The 22,884-nt window shown below is 64.6% G+C and carries 22 protein-coding genes and 1 riboswitch; of the genes, 15 read left to right on the top strand and 7 right to left on the bottom strand.

The genetic code is table 11. The annotated features are described in order from the left end of the window. Positions 1-15: 15 nt before the first annotated feature. Entirely contained in the window at positions 16-1,527 is a 1,512-nt protein-coding gene (locus EN851_RS18485; protein WP_135929780.1) for a sugar ABC transporter ATP-binding protein, read from the bottom strand. Between the two features lie 137 nt (positions 1,528-1,664). Here EN851_RS18485 and mtnK point away from each other — a divergent pair, with 137 nt between their 5' ends. Both mtnK and mtnA read left to right on the top strand, forming a co-directional pair. Further along, the gene (mtnK, locus tag EN851_RS18480) at positions 1,665-2,936 is read left to right on the top strand and encodes an S-methyl-5-thioribose kinase (RefSeq protein ID WP_135929779.1); all 1,272 of its coding nucleotides are present in this window, start codon (positions 1,665-1,667) and stop codon (positions 2,934-2,936) included. Further along, the gene (gene mtnA, locus EN851_RS18475; RefSeq protein ID WP_127277213.1) at positions 2,933-4,027 is read left to right on the top strand and encodes an S-methyl-5-thioribose-1-phosphate isomerase; all 1,095 of its coding nucleotides are present in this window, start codon (positions 2,933-2,935) and stop codon (positions 4,025-4,027) included. Before mtnK ends, mtnA begins: the two co-directional genes overlap by 4 nt. Positions 4,028-4,206: 179 nt before the next feature. Here mtnA and EN851_RS37705 read toward each other — a convergent pair whose 3' ends face one another. Next, complete coding sequence (locus EN851_RS37705) at positions 4,207-4,329, bottom strand: hypothetical protein (protein ID WP_281041091.1); 123 nt, start codon at positions 4,327-4,329, stop codon at positions 4,207-4,209. A 250-nt stretch (positions 4,330-4,579) separates the two neighbouring features. On the opposite strand from EN851_RS37705, the gene EN851_RS18470 reads away from it, so the two are divergent. The 7 genes from EN851_RS18470 to EN851_RS18440 all read left to right on the top strand — a co-directional run bounded on the left by EN851_RS18470 (position 4,580) and on the right by EN851_RS18440 (position 12,811). Then, positions 4,580-5,407 (top strand): phosphogluconate dehydrogenase C-terminal domain-containing protein, encoded by an 828-nt coding sequence (locus EN851_RS18470; protein ID WP_135929778.1) that lies wholly within the window; start codon positions 4,580-4,582, stop codon positions 5,405-5,407. Between the two features lie 264 nt (positions 5,408-5,671). Further along, positions 5,672-6,613, top strand: a complete 942-nt coding sequence (locus tag EN851_RS18465) for a D-ribose ABC transporter substrate-binding protein (RefSeq protein WP_127277218.1) — start codon at positions 5,672-5,674, stop codon at positions 6,611-6,613. 79 nt (positions 6,614-6,692) lie between these two features. After that, entirely contained in the window at positions 6,693-7,337 is a 645-nt protein-coding gene (locus EN851_RS18460; RefSeq protein WP_135921221.1) for a DUF2291 family protein, read from the top strand. After that, entirely contained in the window at positions 7,334-8,875 is a 1,542-nt protein-coding gene (locus tag EN851_RS18455; RefSeq protein WP_135929777.1) for a sugar ABC transporter ATP-binding protein, read from the top strand. Before EN851_RS18460 ends, EN851_RS18455 begins: the two co-directional genes overlap by 4 nt. Then, positions 8,875-9,939, top strand: a complete 1,065-nt coding sequence (locus tag EN851_RS18450; protein WP_135929776.1) for an ABC transporter permease — start codon at positions 8,875-8,877, stop codon at positions 9,937-9,939. The genes EN851_RS18455 and EN851_RS18450 overlap by 1 nt, the downstream gene beginning before the upstream one ends. A 2-nt stretch (positions 9,940-9,941) precedes the next feature. After that, a complete protein-coding gene (locus EN851_RS18445; RefSeq protein ID WP_135929775.1) occupies positions 9,942-10,976 on the top strand; it encodes a Gfo/Idh/MocA family oxidoreductase in 1,035 nt (344 codons plus the stop codon). Beyond that, positions 10,973-12,811, top strand: coding sequence for a hypothetical protein (locus EN851_RS18440; RefSeq protein WP_135929774.1), 1,839 nt, complete (start codon positions 10,973-10,975; stop codon positions 12,809-12,811). The genes EN851_RS18445 and EN851_RS18440 overlap by 4 nt, the downstream gene beginning before the upstream one ends. Before the next feature lie 4 nt (positions 12,812-12,815). Here the strand turns inward: EN851_RS18440 and EN851_RS18435 are convergent, their stop codons facing one another. Continuing rightward, a complete protein-coding gene (locus EN851_RS18435; protein WP_127277231.1) occupies positions 12,816-13,529 on the bottom strand; it encodes a transcriptional regulator NanR in 714 nt (237 codons plus the stop codon). Between the two features lie 257 nt (positions 13,530-13,786). On the opposite strand from EN851_RS18435, the gene oiaX reads away from it, so the two are divergent. Together oiaX and EN851_RS18425 are read left to right on the top strand one after the other, a co-directional pair. Then, positions 13,787-15,037: a 3-oxo-isoapionate-4-phosphate decarboxylase OiaX gene (oiaX, locus tag EN851_RS18430; RefSeq protein ID WP_135929773.1), complete on the top strand. Its 1,251-nt coding sequence runs from the start codon at positions 13,787-13,789 to the stop codon at positions 15,035-15,037. Between the two features lie 8 nt (positions 15,038-15,045). Further along, positions 15,046-16,368 (top strand): four-carbon acid sugar kinase family protein, encoded by a 1,323-nt coding sequence (locus EN851_RS18425; protein WP_135865413.1) that lies wholly within the window; start codon positions 15,046-15,048, stop codon positions 16,366-16,368. Here EN851_RS18425 and EN851_RS18420 read toward each other — a convergent pair. Then, positions 16,365-16,904, bottom strand: coding sequence for an Lrp/AsnC family transcriptional regulator (locus EN851_RS18420; RefSeq protein WP_127277235.1), 540 nt, complete (start codon positions 16,902-16,904; stop codon positions 16,365-16,367). The two genes, EN851_RS18425 and EN851_RS18420, sit on opposite strands and share 4 nt — an antisense overlap. A gap of 48 nt (positions 16,905-16,952) precedes the next feature. Between EN851_RS18420 and EN851_RS18415 the strand changes: the two genes are divergently transcribed. The 4 genes from EN851_RS18415 (at position 16,953) to dhaL (ending at position 20,712) form a co-directional block, all read left to right on the top strand. Beyond that, the gene (locus EN851_RS18415) at positions 16,953-18,170 is read left to right on the top strand and encodes an MFS transporter (RefSeq protein ID WP_135929772.1); all 1,218 of its coding nucleotides are present in this window, start codon (positions 16,953-16,955) and stop codon (positions 18,168-18,170) included. Positions 18,171-18,229: 59 nt separating this feature from the next. Then, a riboswitch (FMN riboswitch) is annotated at positions 18,230-18,432 on the top strand. A gap of 77 nt (positions 18,433-18,509) precedes the next feature. Continuing rightward, positions 18,510-18,983, top strand: a complete 474-nt coding sequence (locus tag EN851_RS18410; protein ID WP_135865208.1) for a 6,7-dimethyl-8-ribityllumazine synthase — start codon at positions 18,510-18,512, stop codon at positions 18,981-18,983. 75 nt (positions 18,984-19,058) lie between these two features. After that, complete coding sequence (locus EN851_RS18405) at positions 19,059-20,066, top strand: dihydroxyacetone kinase subunit DhaK (RefSeq protein WP_135929771.1); 1,008 nt, start codon at positions 19,059-19,061, stop codon at positions 20,064-20,066. Between the two features lie 10 nt (positions 20,067-20,076). Continuing rightward, a complete protein-coding gene (dhaL, locus tag EN851_RS18400) occupies positions 20,077-20,712 on the top strand; it encodes a dihydroxyacetone kinase subunit DhaL (RefSeq protein ID WP_135929770.1) in 636 nt (211 codons plus the stop codon). Here dhaL and EN851_RS18395 read toward each other — a convergent pair. The 3 genes from EN851_RS18395 to EN851_RS18385 are packed head-to-tail and all read right to left on the bottom strand — an operon-like array spanning position 20,709 to position 22,735. Continuing rightward, positions 20,709-21,149: an RpiB/LacA/LacB family sugar-phosphate isomerase gene (locus tag EN851_RS18395; protein WP_127276395.1), complete on the bottom strand. Its 441-nt coding sequence runs from the start codon at positions 21,147-21,149 to the stop codon at positions 20,709-20,711. The two genes, dhaL and EN851_RS18395, sit on opposite strands and share 4 nt — an antisense overlap. A gap of 38 nt (positions 21,150-21,187) precedes the next feature. Further along, complete coding sequence (locus EN851_RS18390; RefSeq protein WP_135929769.1) at positions 21,188-21,946, bottom strand: triose-phosphate isomerase; 759 nt, start codon at positions 21,944-21,946, stop codon at positions 21,188-21,190. Positions 21,947-21,964: 18 nt separating this feature from the next. Beyond that, positions 21,965-22,735 (bottom strand): DeoR/GlpR family DNA-binding transcription regulator, encoded by a 771-nt coding sequence (locus tag EN851_RS18385; RefSeq protein WP_127870625.1) that lies wholly within the window; start codon positions 22,733-22,735, stop codon positions 21,965-21,967. Positions 22,736-22,884: the final 149 nt, after the last annotated feature.

Below are 22,884 nucleotides of genomic sequence, written 5' to 3'. Positions count from 1 at the left end.
CATTCACCGCCACCCTCAGGCAGCGCTGTGCAGCGGTCCGCCGGCGACCTCGGCCAAAAGGCGGTCGAGGTCGACATCGGCATTGCGGTGTTCGCCGACGATCGTATGCTCCGACATCACCAGGATGCGATCGGCCGTCTCCAGCGCTTCGTCGAGTTCGGTGACGAACAAGAGCGTGGCGCGGCCATTGGCGCTTGCCCTCAGCTTGGCGGCGATGTCGCGCCTTGCCGAAATGTCGACGCCCTGGAACGGCTCGTCGAGGATGAACAGCGCGGCATTCTGCGCTATCCAGCGGGCGACCATTACCTTTTGCTGGTTGCCGCCGGACAGCGCCGACATCTCGTCCTTCTCCGAGCGGCAGACGATGCCGAGTTGCTCGATCTGCCGGCGTGCGGTGGCGCGTTCGAGGCGGCGTTTGAGCACGCTGAAATTCGACATACGCTTCAGGAAAGGCAGGCTGACATTGCGCTCGATGTTGAAGCCACCGATGATGCCGCTGCTGGCGCGATCCTTGGCGACGAGAAACACGCCGGCGGCGATCGCGTCGCCCGCCGAGCGCGGCGCGTAAGGCTTGCCGTTCATCGTCATGGTGCCGGCGAGCGGCCGGCGCACACCGAACAACGTTTCGGCAAGAGCGGTCTTGCCGACGCCAACGAGGCCGGTGATGGCGACGACCTCGCCATCGCCAAGCGTCAGCGAGATCGGCCGGGCACCCTGCGCGATGCGCAGCCCCTCGATGGCCAGGACCGCCCTGGCCGAACTCCTGGCGACGATCTGGTCGAGATGGATCTTGCGGCCGAGCATGGCGTTGACCGCGCCTTCATAGTCGAGCGGCTTGGTGTCGAAGGCGCCCGAGACGACACCATCGCGCATCGAGACGATGCGGTCGGCGAGCCGCCTGATATCCGACATGCGGTGCGAGATATAGAGGATCGCCACGCCTTGCTCGCGCAGCCGGTCGACTAGCGCGAACAGCCTGTCGGCTTCGGCACTGGAGAGCGATGAGGTCGGCTCATCGAGGATCAGCACTTTCGGCTGGTGCGCCAGCGCTCGGGCAATCGCCACCATCTGGCGGTCGGCCAGCGACAGATCGCTGACGCGTGCCTTGAGATCGATGGCCAACCCCATGCGATCGGCGACCGCCTTGGCTTCGCGACGCACGCGGGCGGGATTGAACAGGGTCGGCACGCCCCGGCCGCTCAGCCTGTCGAGCGTGAGATTGGTGGCGACATCGAGGTCGGCGACAACACCGTCATTGATGTTCTGGTGCACGGTGACGACGCCGGCGCGGATCGCTTCCGCCGGCGTGTTCGGTGCGAAGTCCTGGCCGGCGAGCGTCATGGTGCCGCCGCCACGCTCGTAGACGCCGCTGACGATCTTGACGAGGGTGGATTTGCCGGCGCCGTTGGCGCCCATCAGCACCGTCACTTCGCCGGCATGGAGGTCCAGCGCGATGCCGCCAAGCACCTCGTTGCGGCCAAAGGATTTCCTCAGTCCCTCTACGCGGAACACGGCATTGCCGATCATGCGTTCCTCCCTGACGACGACGCTATGGTCAATATCGGCAATTGTCAACACGATTGACAATTGCCAGACAGCTTCCTAGCTTGGCCCCGCCGCCAAGGCTCCCTTATGATCGGAGCACACAGGCGGGAGGGACGAGGATGACTGGGAAATTGCCATTCGAAGCATTGTCGGTGGAGACGCTCGCAACACGTCTCGGCACGAACGAAGCGCTGTGCGCGAAGATCGGCGGGGACGCGAGCGCCTGGAAAGTCCGCGAAGTCGGGGACGGCAATCTGAACCTGGTGTTCATCGTCGAAGGCGCCAGTGGCGGCGCCATCGTCAAGCAGGCCCTGCCCTATGTCCGCCTCGTCGGCGACAGCTGGCCGCTGCCCCTGAAGCGCTCCTTCTTCGAGTATCACGCGTTGACCCGGCAAGAGGCGCGTGCGCCGGGCTCGGTGCCGGCGATCTATTACTTCGACGAGACCCAGGCGCTGATCATCATGGAATATCTGTCGCCGCACATCATCCTGCGGCGGGCGCTGATCGAAGGCCGGCAGTTGCCGAACATTGCCCGGGATATCGGCCTGTTCATGGCCCGCACCCTGTTCCGGGGTTCCGACCTGTCGATGGCGACCAAAGAGCGCAAGGCGGACCTCGCGTTGTTCGCGGACAATGTCGAACTCTGCGACATCACCGAGAATCTCGTATTCTCAGACCCCTATTTCGACGCCAAGATGAACCGCCACACCAGCCCGCAGCTCGACGCGTTGGTTGCCGAGTTGCGGGCCGACCGCGACCTCAAGGTCGAGGCACAGCGGCTGAAGCATATCTTTGCCGCCAATGCCGAGACGCTTCTACATGGCGACCTGCATTCCGGCTCGATCATGGTCACCGACCAGGAAACGCGGATGATCGATCCGGAGTTCGCCTTCTACGGTCCGATGGCCTTCGATGTCGGCATGCTGCTCGCCAATTTCTGGATGTCCTTCTTCTCGCAACGCGGACATGAGCAGAAAGGCAAGCGCGATGCCATGCGCGCCTATCTGCTCGATGTCGTCGTCGAGACCTGGGCGGTGTTTCGCGCCGAGTTCTCGCATTTGTGGCGCAGCGAGCGCACCGGCATGCTCTACCAGAAGAGCCTGTTCGAGGATCAGGGCGACATACTCGCCGCCGAGCAGGCGCTCGACCATGTGCTGCACCAGATCTGGACCGATCTGCTCGGTTTTGCCGGCATCGAGGTGCACAGACGCATCCTTGGCCTCGCCCACAATGCCGACTTCGAGACCATTGCCGAGGAAGACCTACGCGCCAGTTGTGAGGCGAAGGCGCTGAAATTCGGCCGCCACATCGCCGTCAACCGGCACCAGATTCACAGCATCGACGAGGTCAACAACCTGGCCGCGCTGATCGAACAGGAGAACAGCATTTGAACGTCGGCGACCGCCACTATCGGACCATCTGGCTCAGCGGCGACGGCCGCTCGGTGGAGATCATCGACCAGCGCTGGCTGCCGCATGAATTCCGCATCGAGAAGCTCGGCACGGTCGCCGGCGTCGCCACCGCGATCCGGGACATGTGGGTGCGCGGCGCACCGCTGATCGGAGTCACCGCGGCCTATGGCGTCGCCATGCAGATGACGGATGACGCATCCGACGAAGCGCTCGATGCCGTCTGGGAAACACTGCACGAGACACGACCGACGGCGATCAACCTGCGCTGGGCGCTGGACGAGATGCGGCGTTTCCTGCGGCCGTTGCCGCCAGAAAAACGCGCCACGGCCGCCTACCGGCGCGCCAGTGAAATCGCCGACGAGGACGTTGGGCTGAACCGCGCCATTGGCAAGAACGGCCTTGAAATCATCAAGGCGATCGCGGCGCGCAAACAGCCGGGCGAGACGGTCAATATCCTCACCCACTGCAATGCCGGCTGGCTGGCGACCGTCGACTACGGCACAGCCACTTCACCCATCTATCTCGCCGTCGAGGCCGGCATTCCAGTCCATGTCTATGTCGATGAAACACGCCCACGCAACCAGGGTGCCCAACTGACCGCCTGGGAGATGGCCGGCCACGGCGTGCCGCACACGCTGATCGTCGACAATGCCGGCGGCCATCTGATGCAGCGCGGCGCGATCGACATGGTCATCGTCGGCACCGACCGCACGACTGCCGATGGCGATGTCTGCAACAAGATCGGCACCTATCTGAAGGCGCTCGCCGCCGCCGACAATGACGTGCCGTTCTACGTCGCGCTGCCCTCTCCCACCATCGACTGGACAGTGGGCGACGGCCTCGCTGAAATCCCGATCGAGGAGCGCTCGGGCGACGAGGTGTCGCTGGTCTGGGGCAAAACCGCCAAGGGCGAGATCGCCCAGGTGCGTGTGTCGCCCGAAGCGACGCCGGCAAGGAACCCCGCCTTCGACGTGACGCCGGCACGACTGGTGACCGGACTGATCACCGAGCGCGGCATCGCCAAGGCCTCGCGCGAAGGGCTGAGGGCGATGTTCCCCGAGCGGGGATAATCGGTTGCGCGAAGGCGCGCGTTCAGAACCAAACGTTCACGGTCCGGGCCGTGCCGCCTGGCGATCTCCAGCACGCTGACAAAGTGCGGTGAGCACCGCGGGCCGCCGCGAATAATGGCATCCATGGGCGTGTTTTGGCGGCCGGGGACCATGACGCAGGCACTCCAATCGCGGGCAGGCTAATAAGGCACGTTGATCTTCAGCGGATCGACAAGCGCCGTCGCCACCTGTTCGCCAGCCTGCACGTCCCCATCATCACCACACATACAGACCGGCGGTCTGCCGTCGGGCGCGCGGGACATCGTCCAGGATATCGTTGCTCTCCTCGATCTGGCGATGCCGGGCTGGAAAGTGCCGTCGCGACGGGCCGCCTTCTACAGCACGGGCGGCGACGGCGAGGCGGTGAAATCCGATCCGGACGCCCGAGGCGGTCCGCCCGGAATGACAGACGGATGATGATTTCCTCTTGCCAAAACATGGTAGAGTGATCATACCAGTATATAAGGCAACGATCGGCTAAGCCATCGTTCAAGACCAGGGAGCAAGGGCTAGATGACGACGATCGCGCTGTTCGGTGCCGGCGGCAAAATGGGATACCGCCTTTCGACCAATTTCCGCGGCTCGCCCTACACAATCCGCCATGTCGAGGTCAGCCAGGCTGGGCGTGAGCGGCTGAAGACCGGACTGGGCTTCGATACGGTCAGCGCCGACGAGGCGCTGAAAGGCGCCGACGTGGTGATCCTGGCCGTGCCGGACACTCATATCGGCAAGGTCGCGGCCGGCATCGAGAGCAAGCTTGCGCCGGGCACGATGGTGATCGTGCTCGATGCCGCAGCACCCTTCGCCGGCCATTTGCCCGATCGTCCCGACCTGACCTACTTCGTCACCCATCCCTGCCATCCGCCGATCTTCAACGACGAGACCGACATGGCGGCCAAGAAGGACTATTTCGGCGGCGTCAAGGCAAAGCAGCACATGGTCAGCGCGCTGATGCAGGGACCGGAAGCCGACTATGCCAAGGGCGAGGCCATCGCCAAGATCATCTGGGCGCCGGTGATGCGCTCGCACCGCGTTTCCGTCGAACAGATGGCGCTGCTCGAGCCAGGCCTTTCGGAAACCGTGTGCGCCTCGCTGCTGGTCGTCATGAAGGAAGCGGTCGACGAGGTCGTGGCGCGCGGCGTCGACCAGCAGGCGGCGCTCGATTTCCTGCTTGGCCACATGAACGTGCTCGGCGCCGTCATCTTCGGTGAGACCCAGGGCGTGTTCTCCGATGCATGCAACAAGGCGATCGAGTTCGGCAAGCCGGTGCTGATGCGCGACGACTGGAAGCGCGTCTTCGAGCCGGAAGAGATCGCGGCCAGCATCCAGCGGATTACCTGAACGAGTCATCAGGTACATATCACCTGAATTTGTGGTTGACTCATCATACCAGTTGGCTAAATTGTTGCTGGCTCGGATCGGGCACGCTTCGCTGGGAGTTCGAGCCGGGACGAGTGGAGGATGGCGGGGAACGGGAGCGCGGATCGGCTCTGAAGAAGCCGATCGACGGCTTGAGCCGAAGTGGTCCGCATTCTCCGCGGCCTGACGAATTCAGATGCAGTCGCCTCGACGACCGAGGCACAGATTTTTCAAAGGGAGGACTTCATGAAACTGACACGCAGAATGACGCTTGCCGCCTTCGCAGGTGTGCTGGCAATCGGCACGGCGATGCCCGCCTACGCGGCCGACCTCATCGCCATCATCACCCCATCGCACGACAATCCGTTCTTCAAGGCGGAAGCCGTCGGCGCCGAAGCCAAGGCCAAGGAACTCGGCTACGAGGCGCTGGTGCTGGTGCATGACGACGACGCCAACAAGCAGTCCCAACTGATCGACACCGCGATCGGCCGCGGCGCCAAGGCGATCATCCTCGACAATGCCGGTGCCGACGCGACCGTCGCCGCTGTGCAGAAGGCCAAGGACGCCGGCATTCCCTCCTTCCTGATCGACCGCGAGATCAACGCCACCGGCGTCGCCGTGGCGCAGATCGTCTCTAACAATTACCAGGGCGCGCAGCTCGGCGCGCAGGAGTTCGTCAAGCTAATGGGCGAGAAGGGCAATTTCGTCGAGCTGGTCGGCAAGGAATCCGACACCAATGCCGGCATCCGCTCCAAGGGCTATCATGATGTCATCGACGACTATCCGGACCTGAAGATGGTCGCGCAGCAGTCGGCCAACTGGAGCCAGACCGAGGCCTATTCCAAGATGGAATCGATCCTCCAGGCCAATCCCGACATCAAGGGCGTCATCTCCGGCAACGACACGATGGCGATGGGCGCCTATGCGGCGCTCGCGGCCGCGAACCGCAAGGATGTCATCGTCGTCGGCTTCGACGGTTCGAACGACGTGCGCGATTCCATCACCTCCGGCGGCATCAAGGCGACCGTGCTGCAGCCGGCCTACGCCCAGGCGCAGATGGCGGTCGAACAGGCCAGCGACTTCATCAAGAACAAGAAGTCGCCCGAGAAGGAAAAGCAGTTGATGGACTGCGTGCTCATCAACGGCGACAATGCCGCCAAGCTCGAAACCTTCGCGCTGAAGAACTGAGCCGGCGCGCTATAATTGCGAGGGGCGGACCCAGGTTCGCCCCTCGCCTCCATTCACGTTCCGGGTGCTTTTGATCGCCATGCCGAAGACATTGACCTGGCTAACTCTCGCCGCGCTCGCTGGCCTTGGCCTGAGCGGCTGCAAGATCCTGCCGACGCCAATGGCGCGGAGCGAAAATAGTGCGCCTGCCTTCAACCCAGACAAGATGGTCGAGGACATCTGGGCCTCGAAGGTCATTCCCTATCTCGTCCAGAAGGCCGGACCGTTGGCCGAAGTCCAGGCGCTGGCGAAAACCGATCCGGCGGCGGCCGGCGCCAAATACGGCAATCCCAGGAAGCAGACGAATTCGCCATGGACCTTCGCGGTCCGAGTCGAGGGCAAGATCATCGCTGCCAACACGCAGTCGCGGGCGGGCACGATGGATATCGACGTGGACGGCGACGGCAAGGCCGATGCGCGCGTCCAGATCGGGCCGGCCATGCGCGGCACGGCGTTGCGGGACAGCCTCGATTTCGTCCAGTTCAACGACTTCACCAACCAGATCGACTTCGCCCAGTTCGGGAAGGCCTTCAACGCCTATGCCGACAAGACCGTGCTGTCCAAACTGCCGCGCGAGGCACTTGAGGGCCGGACCGCCAAGGTGCTCGGCGCCTATACGATCGAAGGCGGCCAGGACCTGCCCCTTGTGACGCCGGCGGAGGCCGAGATCGGGCCGAGGCCATGAGCCCCGCTCACGACGTCATCCTGAAGCTGGAGGACGTCTCGAAGGTCTATGCCGGCACTGTCGCGGTCAAGCAGGCGAACTTCGAGGTGCGCAAGGGTGCCGTCAACGTGCTGGTCGGTGAAAACGGCGCCGGCAAGTCGACGCTGATGAAGATCATCGCCGGCGTCGAGCAGCCGACCGCCGGCCGCATCCTGCTCGAAGGCGAAGAGGTTTCCTTCTCCTCGTCGGGAGATGCGGTGGCGCGCGGCATCGGCATGGTGTTCCAGGAGCTGAACCTGTTCGGCAACATGACCGTCGCCGAGAATATCTTCGCCACCCGCGAGATCACCAACCGGCTGGGCAAGATCGACCGCAAGGCGCAGGAAAAGCGGGCGGGCGAATTCCTCGACCGGCTCGAGGCCGGCATCCGGCCCGACATGCTGGTCGAGGATTTGCGCATCGGCCAGCAGCAGCTGGTCGAGATCGCCAAGGCGGTTTCGCTCGACGCCAAGATCCTGATCATGGACGAGCCGACCTCGGCGCTGAGCGCGGCTGAAGTCGAAATCCTGTTCAAGGTGATCGCCGACCTCAAGGCGCGCGGCGTCGCCATCGTCTACATCTCGCACCGCCTGGAAGAACTGATCCGCATCGGCGACACCGTTACCGTGCTGCGCGACGGCCGTATCACCGGCCAAGAGGAGATGAGGAACGTCGATACGCAGTGGATCGTGCGGCAGATGATCGGCTCGGACGCCAAGGATTTCGCCAAAGCCGACGGCCATCAGCCCGGCGCGGAAATCTTCCGCGCCGAGGAGATCTGCCTGCCGCGCGTGACTGGCGGGCTGGCGGTCGACCATGTCTCGCTGGTGCTGCGCGCCGGCGAGATCCTTGGCATATATGGGTTGATGGGCGCCGGGCGCAGCGAGTTGTTCGACTGCATCATGGGCCGTCACGGCCATGCCAGCGGCAAGATCTTCATCGCCGGCAAGCAAGTGAAGGAGCGCGACACGACGCGCCGCATCCAGCGCGGGCTGGCATTGATACCGGAGGACCGTCAGCGCGAGGGGCTGGTGTCGATCCTCTCGGTCGCCAGCAATCTGACGCTGGCGAGCCTGTCGCGCTTCGTACGCCTGTTCCATATCCGGGGCGGCGCCGAGCGGCAGGCCGTTGTGCAGATGGTGCGGGAACTGGCGATCAAGGTCGCCGATCCGGCGCAGGAAGTCTCGTCGCTGTCGGGCGGCAACCAGCAGAAGGTGGTGATTGGCAAGGCGCTGCTCACCGGACCAAAAGTGCTGCTGATGGACGAACCCAGCCGCGGCATCGATGTCGGCGCCAAGGCCGACGTCTTCCGAACCATGCGCAAGCTTTCGCGCGACGGACTCGGCATCCTGTTCGCCACCTCCGATCTCGATGAGGTGATGGCCCTGTCCGACCGCATCGCGGTGATGAGCAATGGCAGGCTGACCGGCATGTTCGACCGCGCCGAAGCGACTGAAGCGGCGATCGTCGCGGCGTCGGCGCTGGGCCACGGACCCGCCGCACATGGAGAGCAACGCTGATGACTGACATTCCGGCCAAGGCGGCCGCTCCTTCCGCCTCCGGCGGCTCCGCGCTGCTGACGCTGATGAAGCTCAGGACCTTCATCGCGCTGATCGCGGTGCTGGTGTTCTTCTCGATCGCCGCGCCCAACTTCCTGTCGGCGGCGAACCTGATCCTGATGGCCAAGCACGTCGCGCTCAACGCCTTCCTCGCCATGGGCATGACCTTCGTCATCATCACCGGCGGCATCGACCTTTCGGTCGGCTCGATCGTCGGCCTGTGCGGCATGGTGGCCGGCTATCTCGTGCTGAACGGCATCGACCTGCAGATCGGCTACACCGTCTATTTCAACGTCTTCGAGATCATCCTGATCACGCTTCTGGTCGGCATAACGATCGGCGCCGTCAACGGCCTGCTGATCACCAGGCTCAACGTCGCGCCCTTCATCGCCACGCTGGGCGTGCTCTATGTGGCGCGCGGTTTCGCGCTGCTGTCCTCCGACGGCCGCACCTTTCCCAACCTGGTCGGCAAGCCGGAATTGGGCACCACCGGCTTCGGCTTCCTCGGCGCTGGCCGGCTCCTCGGCCTGCCGGTGTCGATCTGGATCCTGGTCGTGGCGGCGCTGGGGGCCGCCTACCTCGCCCGCTACACCCCGCTCGGTCGCCACATCTTCGCCGTCGGCGGCAATGAGCGCGCGGCGCGCATTTCGGGCGTGCGCGTCAACATGGTCAAGATGTTCGTCTACATGTTTTCCGGCTTCTGCGCCGCGATCGTCGGCCTGATCATCTCGTCGGAGCTGATGGCTTCGCACCCGGCGACGGGCGAGAGCTTCGAACTGAACGCGATCGCGGCGGCGGTGCTCGGAGGCACCTCCATGTCTGGCGGCCGCGGCACGATCGGCGGCACCATCGTCGGCGCCTTCGTCATCGGCATCCTGTCGGACGGGCTGGTGATGATGGGGGTGAGTTCCTTCTGGCAGATGGTGATCAAGGGCCTCGTCATCATCGTCGCCGTCGTCGTCGACCAGGCGCAGCGCCGGTTGCAGCAGCGCGTCACCCTGATGCAGATGGCGAAGGCGGGCTGAGCATGGCGGGTTTAAGGGGAGCGCTGATCGGCTGCGGCTTCTTCGCCGTCAACCAGATGCATGCCTGGCGCGACATCGAGGGCGCCTCGATCGTCGCCATCTGCGACCGCGATCCGGAACGGCTGCGCATCGTCGGCGATCAGTTCGGCGTAGCGCGGCGCTATGCGGACGCGGCGGCGATGTTCGCGGCCGAAAAGCTCGACTTCGTAGACATCGCCACCACCGTGGGCAGCCATCGGCCGCTGGTCGAGATGGCGGCCGAGAACCGCGTCCCTGTCATCTGCCAGAAACCCTTCGCGCCGACGCTCGCTGATGCCAAGGCGATGGTGAAGGCCTGCACGGACGCCGGCGTGCCGCTGATGGTGCATGAGAATTTTCGCTGGCAGTCGCCGATCCAGGCGGTGCGCGCCGTGCTCGACAGCGGCGAGATCGGCACGCCGTTCTTCGTGCGGATTTCCTTCCGCTCCGGCTATGACGTGTTTTCCGGCCAGCCTTATCTGGCGACGGGCAAACGCTTCATCATTGAGGATCTCGGCATCCACATCCTCGACATCGCCCGTTTCCTGCTCGGCGACGTGACGAGCCTGACCGCGCGGACCACACGCATCAATCCCAAGATCGCCGGCGAGGATGTCGCGACGATGCTCATGGACCACGCCGGCGGCGCGACGTCCGTGGTCGATTGCAGCTATGCCACCAGGCTTGCTACCGAGCCGTTCCCGGAAACACTGGTCGAACTCGACGGCAGCGACGGCACGATCCGGCTGGCGCAGGGCTACCAGCTTACCGTCACCGGCAAGAACGGCACCACGGTCAAGGACGTCTCGCCGCGGCTGCTGCCCTGGGCCTCGCGGCCATGGCACAACATCCAGGAAAGCGTGCTGGCGATCCAGAAGCACTGGGTCGACAGCCTCGTATCCGGCAAGGAGCCGGCAACCTCGGGAGCCGACAATCTGAGGACGTTCGCCCTCGTCGAAGCAGCCTATGCCGGCGCCGAAAGCCGCGCGCCGGTGCAGATCGACGACCTGCTGAAATGACGGCCGACGCTTTCCATCTCTACGGCACCGGGACGGCCGAAGCGGCGCCTATCCTGCTGCAGGCCGGCGCGCTCAGCGCGGAGCTGGTCAACGGCAACCTGCGCACCATCCGCCATGGCGGCACCGAAGTGCTGCGCGCCATCGCCTATGTGGTGCGCGACCGTGACTGGGGCACCTATGAGCCTGTCCTGACGGATCTCACAATCGACCAGCGCGATGGCGGCTTCCGCGTCAGCTATGCGGCAAGCTGTGCGGGTCCGGGCGGCAGCCGGCTCGGTTTCCGCACGACGATCGAGGGGTCCGCCGACGGCAATCTCAGCTTCGACGTGATCGCGTTGCCTCAGAGCGATTTCGAGACCAACCGATGCGGCTTCTGCATCCTGCATCCGATCGCCGGCCTCGCCGGCAGCGCGGTGACGGTGGAGCACACCGACGGCAGCGTGGAAGAGACGGAACTGCCCGATCTGATCGACCCGTGGCAGCCGTTCAAGGATTTGCGCGCCATCACGCATCAGGTGCGGCCCGGCGTCGTCGCGCAATGCCGGATGGAAGGCGACACATTCGAGATGGAAGACCAGCGCAACTGGTCTGATGCCTCCTACAAGACCTATGTGCGGCCGCTGGCGCTGCCATGGCCCTATGTGCTGCCGGCCAGGCAATCCCTTCGTCAGACCATCAGCCTGAGCATCGCAGGCGACGCCAATCTGCCCGCCTCGGCCGTGCCGGCCGAGCCGGTCCGCGTCGAGCTTGGGCAAGCCGGCGCGAAGCTGCCTGACATCGGCGTCGTCATCTATCCCGAGGATGTGGAGGCGGCACTTGCCGATTTACCGCTGCTGGGAAGGCTCGGTCCCCGGCAGCTGATTTTCCATTTCGATCCGACGCGCGGCCACGGTCTCGACGCGCTGCGCGCCCATGCCCGACTCGCCGCCGCCTATCCCGCTTCGACGACGCTGGAATGCGTGGCCGCCTGCACCGGCGACCTCGACGCCGAACTTTCCGACGTCGCCAATATGCTGCGCCAGGTAGGCCTGCGGGTGGACGCCATCGCGGTATCGCCCGCGGTCGACCGCCAGTCGACGCCGCCGGGCAGCCCCTGGCCGGCATGTCCGCAGCTCGAGGACGTCTACGCGGCCGCCCGCCGCGCCTTTCCCGGCCTCCGTCTCGGCGGCGGCATGTTCAGCTATTTCACCGAGCTCAACCGCAAGCGCGTTCCCGCCGACCAGCTCGATTTCATCACCCACTGCACCTGTCCGATCGTGCATGCCGCCGACGATCTCAGCGTCATGCAGTCGCTGGAGACGCTTCCCTTCATCACCCGGTCCACCCGGGCGATCTTCGGGACAAAGCCGTATCGCATCGGGCCATCGACGATTGCCATGCGCCAGAACCCCTATGGTGGGGCGACCAAGGACAATCCGCGGGGCCAGCGCGTCGCGATGGCCAACAGCGATCCGCGCCACAACGGCCAGTTCGCCGCCGCGTGGACGATCGGCTATGCCGCGCGCGTCGTGCCTGCGGGACTGGAGATGCTGACACTGTCCAGCTTCGCCGGACCGTTCGGCGTGGTTGCCGGATCAGGCGAACCCGTCGCGCAAGGAACACCGCGGCCGATCCTCCGGGCCATCGAAGGGCTTTGTGAGTTGGCTGGACTGACGCATGTTTCCGCCACGACCAGTGACGAGACGCGAGTTCTGGCGCTGGCCGGCCGCGCTGCCTCCAGGGAAACCATCGTCTGGCTGGCGAACCTGACGGCGAATAATGTCCCGATCGATGTTTCGACGCTTGGCCAGGACCATCTCGTGATGTCGCCCTACGCCATTATGCGTGTCGGCTAGAGCGTCACTTCTCGGAATTCATCACATAGAGAGCACGCGAGCGTTCGAGGTGTTTGATCATCGCCTTCTCGGCACCGTCGGCATCCCTGTGCTCTATGCGGTCGATGATCTCTTCATGCTCCGTCAGCGTGTATTTTTCCTTGCCGGTCCAGATCAGCATTTCGGTGTGGTATTCCTTCAGCCAGCCCAGCGTGGCTTCGCTGACGGCGACATAGATCGGATTGCCTGAAATGGACGCGATCTGGGTGTGGAACTTCATATCGGCGGAGATGAAAGCTTCGGAATCGCCGCGCGCGGCGCGCTGCTCGGCCACGGTTGCCTTCAGCAGTTGCACATCCTGCGATGTGGCTTTTTCCGCGGCTTCCCTGACCATGCCGCGCTCGAAGAAGATGCGCGCGGTCTTCAAGTGCTCCAGCGTGTCCCTGGACGAGGACAGGATGATCTTGGCCGCGCCGTCGACCTGCTTGATGATCGACTTGGCGGTCAGTTGCAGCACCTTGGCGCGCTCGCCATGCGAGATGGCGACCAGCCCCATATTGCTCAGCGCCTGCATGGCTTCACGGATCGCCGGCCGGCCGACCTCGAAGCGCTCCATCAACTCGCGCTCGGACGGCATGTCGTCGCCGGGCTGCAGTTCGCCGCTGGTGATCAGCCGCTTCAGCCTTGCAAAGACTTCGTCGGAAAGTTTGCGCCGGACGATCGGCTCCGAACGGTTCATCGTGACGAATCACTCCCTGGCTCGGTTCTTGTTTAGCATTCCCGGCAGGATTACCGGAATGCCCGCACCTGGAGCGGGGACGCTCCAGCTTTTACGCAATTCCGGACAGAAAACCGTTGCACGGTTTTCCTGGAATTGCCTAGCCCGCCCGCTCTTGCCGAGACTCGGATATTTCTTGCAATACTTATGTACTCATTATACCAGATTTCCTGCGCGACAAAACTTTTTTCGAACCCTTTTCGAGCGGCCGGTCGACCATGATCACACTTACCTATCGCATCGAAACCCCTGGCAGCATCGAGGCGCTGGCGGCCAAGATCGCCAGCGACCAGTCGACCGGCACCTTCGTCGCGCTGCCGGGCGAGACCGAGGAGTTGAAGGCGCGCGTGGCGGCGCGCGTGCTGGCGATCCGGCATCTGCCCGATGCTGAGCAACCATCGCTGCCCGGGTCCGGCAGCGGGCCATTCCGGCGCGCCGATGTTGACATCGGCTTCCCATTCGACGCGATCGGCACCGACCTGTCGGCGCTGATGACCATCGCCATCGGCGGCACCTATTCGATCAGGGGCCTGTCCGGCATCCGCGTCATCGACATGAAGCTGCCGGAACAATACCGGGGCGCCCATCCGGGCCCGCAGTTCGGCTTGACCGGCAGCCGCAGGCTGACCGGGGTCGAGGGCCGACCGATCATCGGCACCATCGTCAAGCCGGCGCTGGGGCTCAGGCCGCATGAGACGGCCGAAATGGTGGGCGAACTGATCGAGGCCGGCGTCGATTTCATCAAGGACGACGAGAAGTTGATGAGCCCGGCCTATTCGCCGCTGGGCGAGCGGGTGAAGGCGATTATGCCGCTGATCCTCGACCAAGAGCAGAAGACCGGCAAGAAGGTGATGTACGCCTTCGGCATCTCGCATGCCGATCCCGACGAGATGATGCGCAACCACGATCTCGTGCTCGAAGCCGGCGGCAATTGCGCCGTCGTCAACATCAATTCCATCGGCTTCGGCGGCATGGCATATCTGAGAAAGCGTTCCGGGCTGGTGCTGCATGCCCACCGCAATGGCTGGGATATCCTCACACGCCATCCCGGCCTCGGCATGGATTTCAGCGTCTGGCAGCAATTCTGGCGGCTGCTCGGCGTCGACCAGTTCCAGATCAACGGCATCGGCTCGAAATATTGGGAGCCGGACGATTCTTTCATCCGCTCCTTCAAGGCGGTGACGACGCCGCTGTTCTCATCAGACGATTGCGCGCTGCCCGTGGCCTGCTCCGGCCAGTGGGGCGGCCAGGCGCCCGAAACCTATCGGCGCACTGGCCGCACGCTCGATCTCCTCTACCTCTGCGGCGGCGGCATCGTCAGCCATCCGGACGGGCCCGGCGCCGGCGTACGGGCCGTGCTGCAGGCCTGGCGGGCGGCGGTCGAGGGCATCGCGCTGACGGACTATGCCCGCGATCACGTCGAACTGGCCCGATCGATCGAGAAATTCGGCGACGGCAGGGCGGCATGAGCATGGCCGTGCAAAATCTGCTCCTCAGTTATTACGGCGACGACCTCACCGGGTCGACCGACGTCATGGAGGCGCTCGAACTCGGCGGCGTGCCGACCGTGCTGTTCATGCGCCAGCCCGACCAGTCCCTGCTGGCGCGATTTTCGCATTGCCGCGCGGTTGGCCTGGCGGGCATCAGCCGAAGCGAAACGCCGCAATGGATGGAGGAAAACCTGACGCCGGCCTTCGAATGGCTGAAAGGCCTCGGGGCGGCGGTCTGCCATTACAAGATCTGTTCGACCTTCGATTCCAGCCCGGCGGTCGGCAGCATCGGCCGCGCCACCGAGATCGGCAGGCGCATTTTCGAGGCGGCAAGCGTGCCGATGGTGGTCGGCGCGCCACAGCTCAAGCGCTACACTGCCTTCGGCAACCTCTTCGCGGCGTTCCGCGGCGCATATTTCCGCATCGACCGGCATCCGGTGATGAGCAGGCATCCGGTGACGCCGATGGACGAGGCCGACTTGCTCGTCCACCTTTCGCGCCAGACCAGCCTTAGTTCCGGCCTAGTCGACCTGGCAACGTTGCAGGCGGACGATCTCGCGCAGACGGTCGACCAAGTCCTGCAAGACAAGGATATCGTCCTGTTCGACGTCGACAGCCACCAGACGCAGAAACGCGTCGGCGAACAACTCTGGCGTATCCACGGGAAGGGCCATGGTTTCGTCGTCGGATCCTCGGGCGCCGAATATGCCTTGCTGGCCGAATGGGCGGCCAAGGGCATCGTATCGGGGCATGCCGCATTCGCACCGCCCGGCCCCGTGGATCGGCTCGCCGTGGTGTCGGGTAGCGTCTCCCCTACCACGGAAAAACAGATCCGCCACGCGCTTGCTCACGGGTTCGACGGCGTCGAGATGGATGCGATGCGACTGGTCTGCGAAGGCGCCGGCGAAGCGACCGAGCAGGCGGTCGCGGCCGGGTTGGCGAGCCTGGCCAAGGGCCGCAGCGTCATCCTCTACTCCGCGCTTGGTCCACAGGCCGATCGCGGTGCTGAGATCGACCGGATCGAGGGCGCCCGGAACACACTCGGACGGGCGCTGGGAACCATCCTGCGCAGGCTGATCGCCGAGCAGAAACTCAAGCGCGCCGTGATTGCCGGCGGCGACACCTCCAGCCACGCGCTCGGACAATTGGCCATCGACGCGCTGACCGTGCGCATGCCGTTGCCGCAGTCACCGGGGTCGCCGCTCTGCGTCGCCCATGGCGGCGGCGCGATAGACGGCCTTGAGATCGCGCTGAAGGGCGGCCAGGTCGGCACCGACGCCTATTTCGAGACCATCCGGCTGGGGAGCTAATACAGCGGCTTGCCCAGGTGTTTCGGCGTCGGCCACTGCGCCGTGATGCCGGGCTGCACCGGCCGTTCGAGGTAAGTCGCCAGAACCACGTAGCTGCGCGTCGAAGTGACTCCGGGTGTCTCGTAGAGACGCAACAGCAGGCCTTCGAGTGCCTTGGTGTCCTCGGTACGCACCTTGAGCAATACGCAGGTATCGCCGGCGACGGTATGGATCTCCTCGACCTCGGGATATTCCGAGATCGCCATCAGTTCCGGGGTCTTGCCCCAGCCACTGGTGTCGATGTGGACGAAGGTGAGCAGCGGCTTCCGCACCGCGTTGGGATCGATGATGGCGGCCGTGTTGCGGATGGCGCCGCTGCGCCGGAGCCGCTTGACCCGCTCATGCGCTGCCGGCGGCGACAGGCCGACGCGATCGCCAAGCTCGGCATAGGTGACCGTCGCGTCGTCGACCAGAACGCCTAATATTTTTCGGTCGGTCGCGTCGACATCCCGGGCCGCCGGCCTGTTCCGCGGAATGCCATCTGTTTCTTCATCCATATCGATATTCCCGATTGTCACGGAATTTAATGCGGCCATTATGATGATATGTCGAACAACGATCAAGCCGCAGCATTGGGCGCGGACACCAGACCGCCCATCCCGGCCCTCGCCTATCTGCTGACCGGATGCATCGCCGTGATCGGCTCGAATTCGCTGGTGCTGGGCCCGATCGCTCCGGCGGTGTCCGTATCGTTCTCGACCAGCGTTCCCATGGTGATGATGGCAGCGGCTGCCTTCGGCCTCGGCACGTCGGCGAGCGCCCTGTTCCTGGCACGCCATATCGACCGGGTCGGCGCGCGCCGGATGCTGCAGGCGGCCCTGTTGCTGCTGGCATTGGCCTTGGTCGCCAGCGCCGCCGCGCCTACCGTGACAGCGCTGGTTGCGGCACAGCTTGTCGCCGGCATTGCGGCCGGCGTCGCCATGCCGGCAATCTACGCCAGTGCCGCGGCCATCGCTCCGCCCGGCCGCGAAAGCGGCACGATCGGCGTGGTGCTGACCGGATGGACGCTCAGCATGGTGGCCGGCGTTTCCCTGTCGGCGGTGCTTGCCGATCTCGTTCACTGGCGTGCCGTCTTCGCCGCTGTCGCCGTGCTGGCCGCGCTGGCGCTCGGCGGCCTCACCGCATCGTCGCTGCCGGATGTCAGGAAGGCCGGACCGGCGCCCGCCCCGCTGGCGGCGCTGAACATTCCCGGCATTGTGCCGCTTCTGATTGCCTGCGGCGCCTTCATGACCGCCTTCTACGGTGTCTATGGCTATCTTGGCGATCACCTTCACAGCGGACTTGGGCAGCCGGTCAGCGCCAACGGCCTGGCCGCCCTCGCATACGGGGCGGGCTTCGGCACGGCGGCGCTCTTCGACGGCATCATCGATCGCCTTGGCGCAAGGCGTGTCATGCCTTTCGCCTATCTGCTCGTCGCCATGGTCTACGTGGCGATCGCCGCAACCAGCGGCAGCTATGGCCTGACGCTCGCCATGGTCGCGGCCTGGGGGCTCGCCAATCATTTCGGGCTGAACGTGCTGGTGATGCGCCTGTCGGCGCTCGATCCGTCACGGCGGGGCACGATCATGGGCCTGAACAGCGCGGTGACCTACCTCGCGGTGTTTGTCGGCACCACCGGCTTCGGGCCGCTCTATTCCGACTTCGGCTTTGCCGCCTGCGCGATGGTCGCGGCGGTGCTCATGCTGATTGCCGCCTCGGCCGCAGCGTGGGCGCAGCCGGTAGAGCCAGCCTCTCATCGTATTGCTCCAGTCGACAGAACGTGATCGGCCACCAGCCCTTGGCGCGTTGACAGCGGCACCCCTGCCCTTCCATACAAAGCCGTTAATGTTCTCAGGGCGGGGTGAAAGTCCCCACCGGCGGTAAGGACTCTCAAATTGCGCATGAGGCCTTTCCGAAAACCGTTTCCGGTTTTCGGGGTCATGCGCGGGACCCAAGCCCGCGAGCGCCTTCCAGCAGTTGGAAGGGTCAGCAGATCCGGTGTGATTCCGGAGCCGACGGTTAAAGTCCGGATGGAAGAGAACGAAACGGAAAACGAACCGCCCCGGCGGGTCGGATTTCGTATCGTGCGTCCTGATTCTGGTTCGAAACGGAAGGATGGACCCATGAATCAGCATTCCCACAAAGACTATGAAACAATCCGCATCGCCGTCATCAGGGCGCGCTGGCACGCCGACATTGTCGACCAGTGCGTGAAGGCGTTCGAGGCCGAACTGGCCGAGATCGGCAGCGGGCGCTTTGCCGTCGACATCTTCGACGTGCCCGGCGCCTATGAAATCCCGCTGCATGCCAAGACGCTCGCCGGCACCGGCCGCTACGCCGCGATCCTCGGCACGGCGTTCGTCGTCAATGGCGGCATCTACCGGCACGACTTCGTCGCCAGCGCCGTCATAGACGGCATGATGAACGTGCAACTTTCGACCGGGGTGCCGGTGCTTTCGGCGGTGCTCACGCCGCACAATTTTCACGATAGCGCCGAGCATCACCGCTTCTTCTTCGAGCACTTCTCGGTCAAGGGCAAGGAAGCGGCCAACGCCTGCGTGCAGATTCTCGCGGCGCGGGAAAAGATCGCGGCATGAAATCTTCCCGGCCGGGTGGAAATCGCGATAACACCCGGTAGTATTTGCGAAAATACCGAGTTCGGGAGGATGCCGGTGCAGACCAAGAAGATCATCAATGACGGCAACCGCGCCGTCGACGAAATGCTCGAAGGGATCCTGGCCGCGCATCCTCGCCATCTCGCAAGCGTGGACGGCAGCCCGCGCTCGATCATCGCCCGCGACGGGCCACGGCCCGGCAAGGTCGGGCTGGTGATCGGCGGCGGTTCCGGCCACGAGCCGACCTTTCTCGGCTTTGTCGGCAAGGGGCTGGCGGACGCGGCGGCAATCGGCAACGTCTTTGCCTCGCCGCCACCGGATCCGATCCTGGAATGCGCCAAGGCGGTCAGCGGCGGCACTGGCGTCTTGTTCATGTACGGCAACTACGCCGGTGACGTGATGAATTTCGACATGGCGGCCGAGATGGCCGGCATGGACGACATCGATGTGCGCACGGTGCTCACCACCGACGACGTCGCCTCGGCGCCGCGCGACCAGCGGCACAAGCGCCGTGGTGTCGCCGGCAATTTCTTTATCTTCAAGGCTGCCGGAGCCGCCTGCGACCGGATGCTGTCCCTGGACGAGGTCGAGCGCATCGCGCGCAAGGCCAACGACCACACCTTCACCATGGGCGTGGCGCTGTCGCCCTGCTCGCTGCCGCAGACGCGGCGGCCGAATTTCGCGATCGGCGCGGACGAGATGGAGATCGGCATGGGCATCCATGGCGAACCCGGCATCGCGCGCGGCAAGCTCGGGACCGCCGACGAAATTACCGACGAGATGCTAGACAAGATTTTCGACGAGATGGCGCCGAAGCGCGGCGACAAGGTCGCGGTGCTGGTCAATTCACTGGGCTCGACGCCGCTGATGGAACTCTACATCATGAACCGACGGGTCAAGCAGAGATTGGACGCAATCGGGGTCTCCATCCATGCCACCTGGGTCGGCAATTACTGCACGTCGCTGGAAATGGCCGGTGCTTCGGTGACGCTTTTCCATCTCGACGAAGAATTGCAGGCGATGCTCGACCACCCCTGCGACTGCGCCATGTTCCGTGCCGGCTGAGGAGCGCCCCATGACCATCGGTGCCTCCGACCTGAAAAGAATGTTCGACGCGATCGCGGTGGCGATCGAGGCCGACAGGGACCGGCTTTGCCAGCTCGACGGCGTCATCGGCGACGCCGACCACGGTATTGCCATGGCGCTCGGGTTCAACGCCGTGCGCGATGCGCTGGCATCGCTCGACCTTGCGGCGACCGAGCCGACCGCGCTCCTCAACACGGCGGCGAAATCGTTCCTCAATGCCGTCGGCGCGTCCTGCGGCCCGCTCTATGCCACGGCCTTCATGCGTGCAGCCGTCGCAGTCAAGGGCAAGGCGACGCTGGCGGATGCCGAATTCATCGCCCTGCTGCAGGCCATGGCGCAAGGCATCAAGGATCGCGGCAAGGCCGAGATCGGCGAAAAGACCATGGTCGATGCCTGGCAACCGGCGGCGGAAGCGGCTGGCGCCAGCAATGCAGGGGGAAAGAGCCTTGCCGACGGTCTGCAGGCAGCCCTTGCCGCTGCCGAGCGCGGTGCTGAATCGACCAAGGACATGATCGCCGCCAAGGGCCGCTCGTCGCGGCTCGGCGAACGGTCGCTCGGGCACATGGACCCGGGCGCGGCCTCAGCCGTCACCGTCATCGGCGCGATGACGCGGAGCCTGGCTTAGGCCTTCGCCGCGTCGAGCTTGTTGATCGCCTGGACGTTGCCGGCCGACGGCCCCTTCTCGTCGAACTCCGAGGCCAGCCACGTATCGACAATGGCCTTGGCCAGTTCCGGCCCGATGACGCGCGCGCCCATGGTGATGATCTGAGCATTGTTGGATTTCGCCGCGCGCTCGGCCGAGTAGGTGTCGTGGGTAAGCGCGGCGCGGATGCCCGGCACCTTGTTGGCCGAGATCGAGACGCCGATGCCGGTGCCGCAGAACAGGATGCCACGGTCGTTCTCGCCTTCGACGATCGTCTGGGCGAGTTTCTGCGACAGGTCGGCATAGAAGCCGGCCTGGCTGAGGTCGCTGACGGTGAGGCCGGGCTTGGTCGCCAGATGCGCGGCGATGACGTCGAGCAGCGGCTTGCCGGCGCTGTCGGCTCCGATGGCTATTTTCATGGTGATGTCCTTTCTGACTGAATGCGTTTTCGATTGGTTCAGATCGCGGCCGAGGCGCTGCGCAGGATGTCGATATAGCCTTCCGCCTGCCAGGCGGAGCGGCCGATGAACAGGCCGTCAATGTTGGGCTGGCCGATCAGCTCGGCGGCATTGCCGGGATTGACGCTGCCGCCATAGAGCACCGGCGGCACGGACGGCAGCACGCCGGCGGCGACCTGCTTGATCAGCGCCTGCTGCTTGTCGGCATAGTCGGAACTGGCCGGGATGCCCTTGTCGCCGATCGCCCAGACCGGCTCGTAGGCGAACAGGATTTCTGCTCCCCTCGCCTCGTCGTCGAGGAATTGCAATGCACCCTCGACCTGAGCGGTCAGCACCGCATCGGCCTTGCCGCTTTCGCGCTCGGCCAGCGTTTCGCCGACACAGATCAGCGGTATCAGTCCATGCCTGACCGCCGCCGCCGTCTTCAGCCCGACCGTGCGGTCGGTCTCGCCGAAATGTTCGCGCCGCTCGCTGTGGCCGAGTTCGACCAGGTCGAGGCCGCAATCGTTCAGCATTACCGGCGAGATCTCGCCGGTCCAGGCGCCGGTATCGACCCAATGCATGTTCTGCGCGCCGACCTTGATGCGCGTTGCCGACAGCGCCCGCTTGACCTCGCGCACCGCCGTGAAGGGCGGGATGACGAAAGGCTGGATGCGATCGTCGAAACCCGGCACGAAGCCGGCCAGTGCCCCGGCAAAATCAAGCGCCTCGGCCAGCGTCTTGTTCATCTTCCAGCTTGTACCGACCCAGTAAACCACGCGTACTCTCCTTGACCCTCAATCCTTGTCGGCGACGACCGTCAGCGAAACCCCCGCCGCATCCAGCGTCGCGCGCATCCCGGGCTCTGGCTCGCGCCCGGTGAAGACGGCGTCGAATGCGCTGAGATCGGTCAGGAAATGCAGTGCGCTGCGGCCAAACTTGCCGTGATCGACCAGCAGGTATTTGCGGGTCGCCGCGGCCATCATCAGCCGCTTGGCCTGCACCACTTCCTGATCTTGATGGAAGGCGGAGGCGCCATGGATGGCGGATGAGGACAGGAAGGCGACGTCGGCGCGCAGCGACCGCAGCGACGCCTCTGCGAGCAGGCCGAAGAAGCCATGGAATTTCTTCGAGTACTGGCCGCCGAGCGCGATCAGGTTGATGCCTCCGGCACCGGCCAGATCCTGGATGACGGCGAAGTTGTTGGTGATCACCGTCAGCGGCCTGAGATCGGCGAGATGCCGCGCGATGCCGCCCGCCGTCGAGCCGTCGTCGATGATGACCGTCTGGCCGGGTTCGATCACGGCCACGGCGGCCGCCGCAAGGCGCTGCTTTTCCCCGATCGCCTGCTTCTGCCGGTAGCGAAAATCGCTTTCAAACAGGCTGCTCGGCTGGATCGAGGCGCCGCCGCGCACCTTGCGCAGGAAGCCGCTCTCCTCGAGCTCGTCCAGGTCGCGATGCACGGTCATCCTGGAGACGCCAAAACGCGAAGCGAGGTCGTCGACGCTCGCCGCGCCGGCATCCACCAGGAAATCCATGATGCCTTGCCGTCTGTTGTCGCTCTTCATTGTCGCCGACTCGCCAACGCAGAACTCCGGCTGCTTGATCGAGCCCAGATATAACAGACATCGTCGCGCATGTATCACAATTTTTGTTATAATGAGATATTTCCATGGGATATTTCGCCGGCTTTTATCGCGCCGCTGTAACAAGAATT

The organism is Mesorhizobium sp. M8A.F.Ca.ET.208.01.1.1 (assembly GCF_004791315.1).
Taxonomy (GTDB): Bacteria; Pseudomonadota; Alphaproteobacteria; order Rhizobiales; family Rhizobiaceae; genus Mesorhizobium.
The sequence above is the reverse complement of the archived record's forward strand: the minus strand, read 5'-3'. Positions and strand labels throughout refer to the sequence as shown.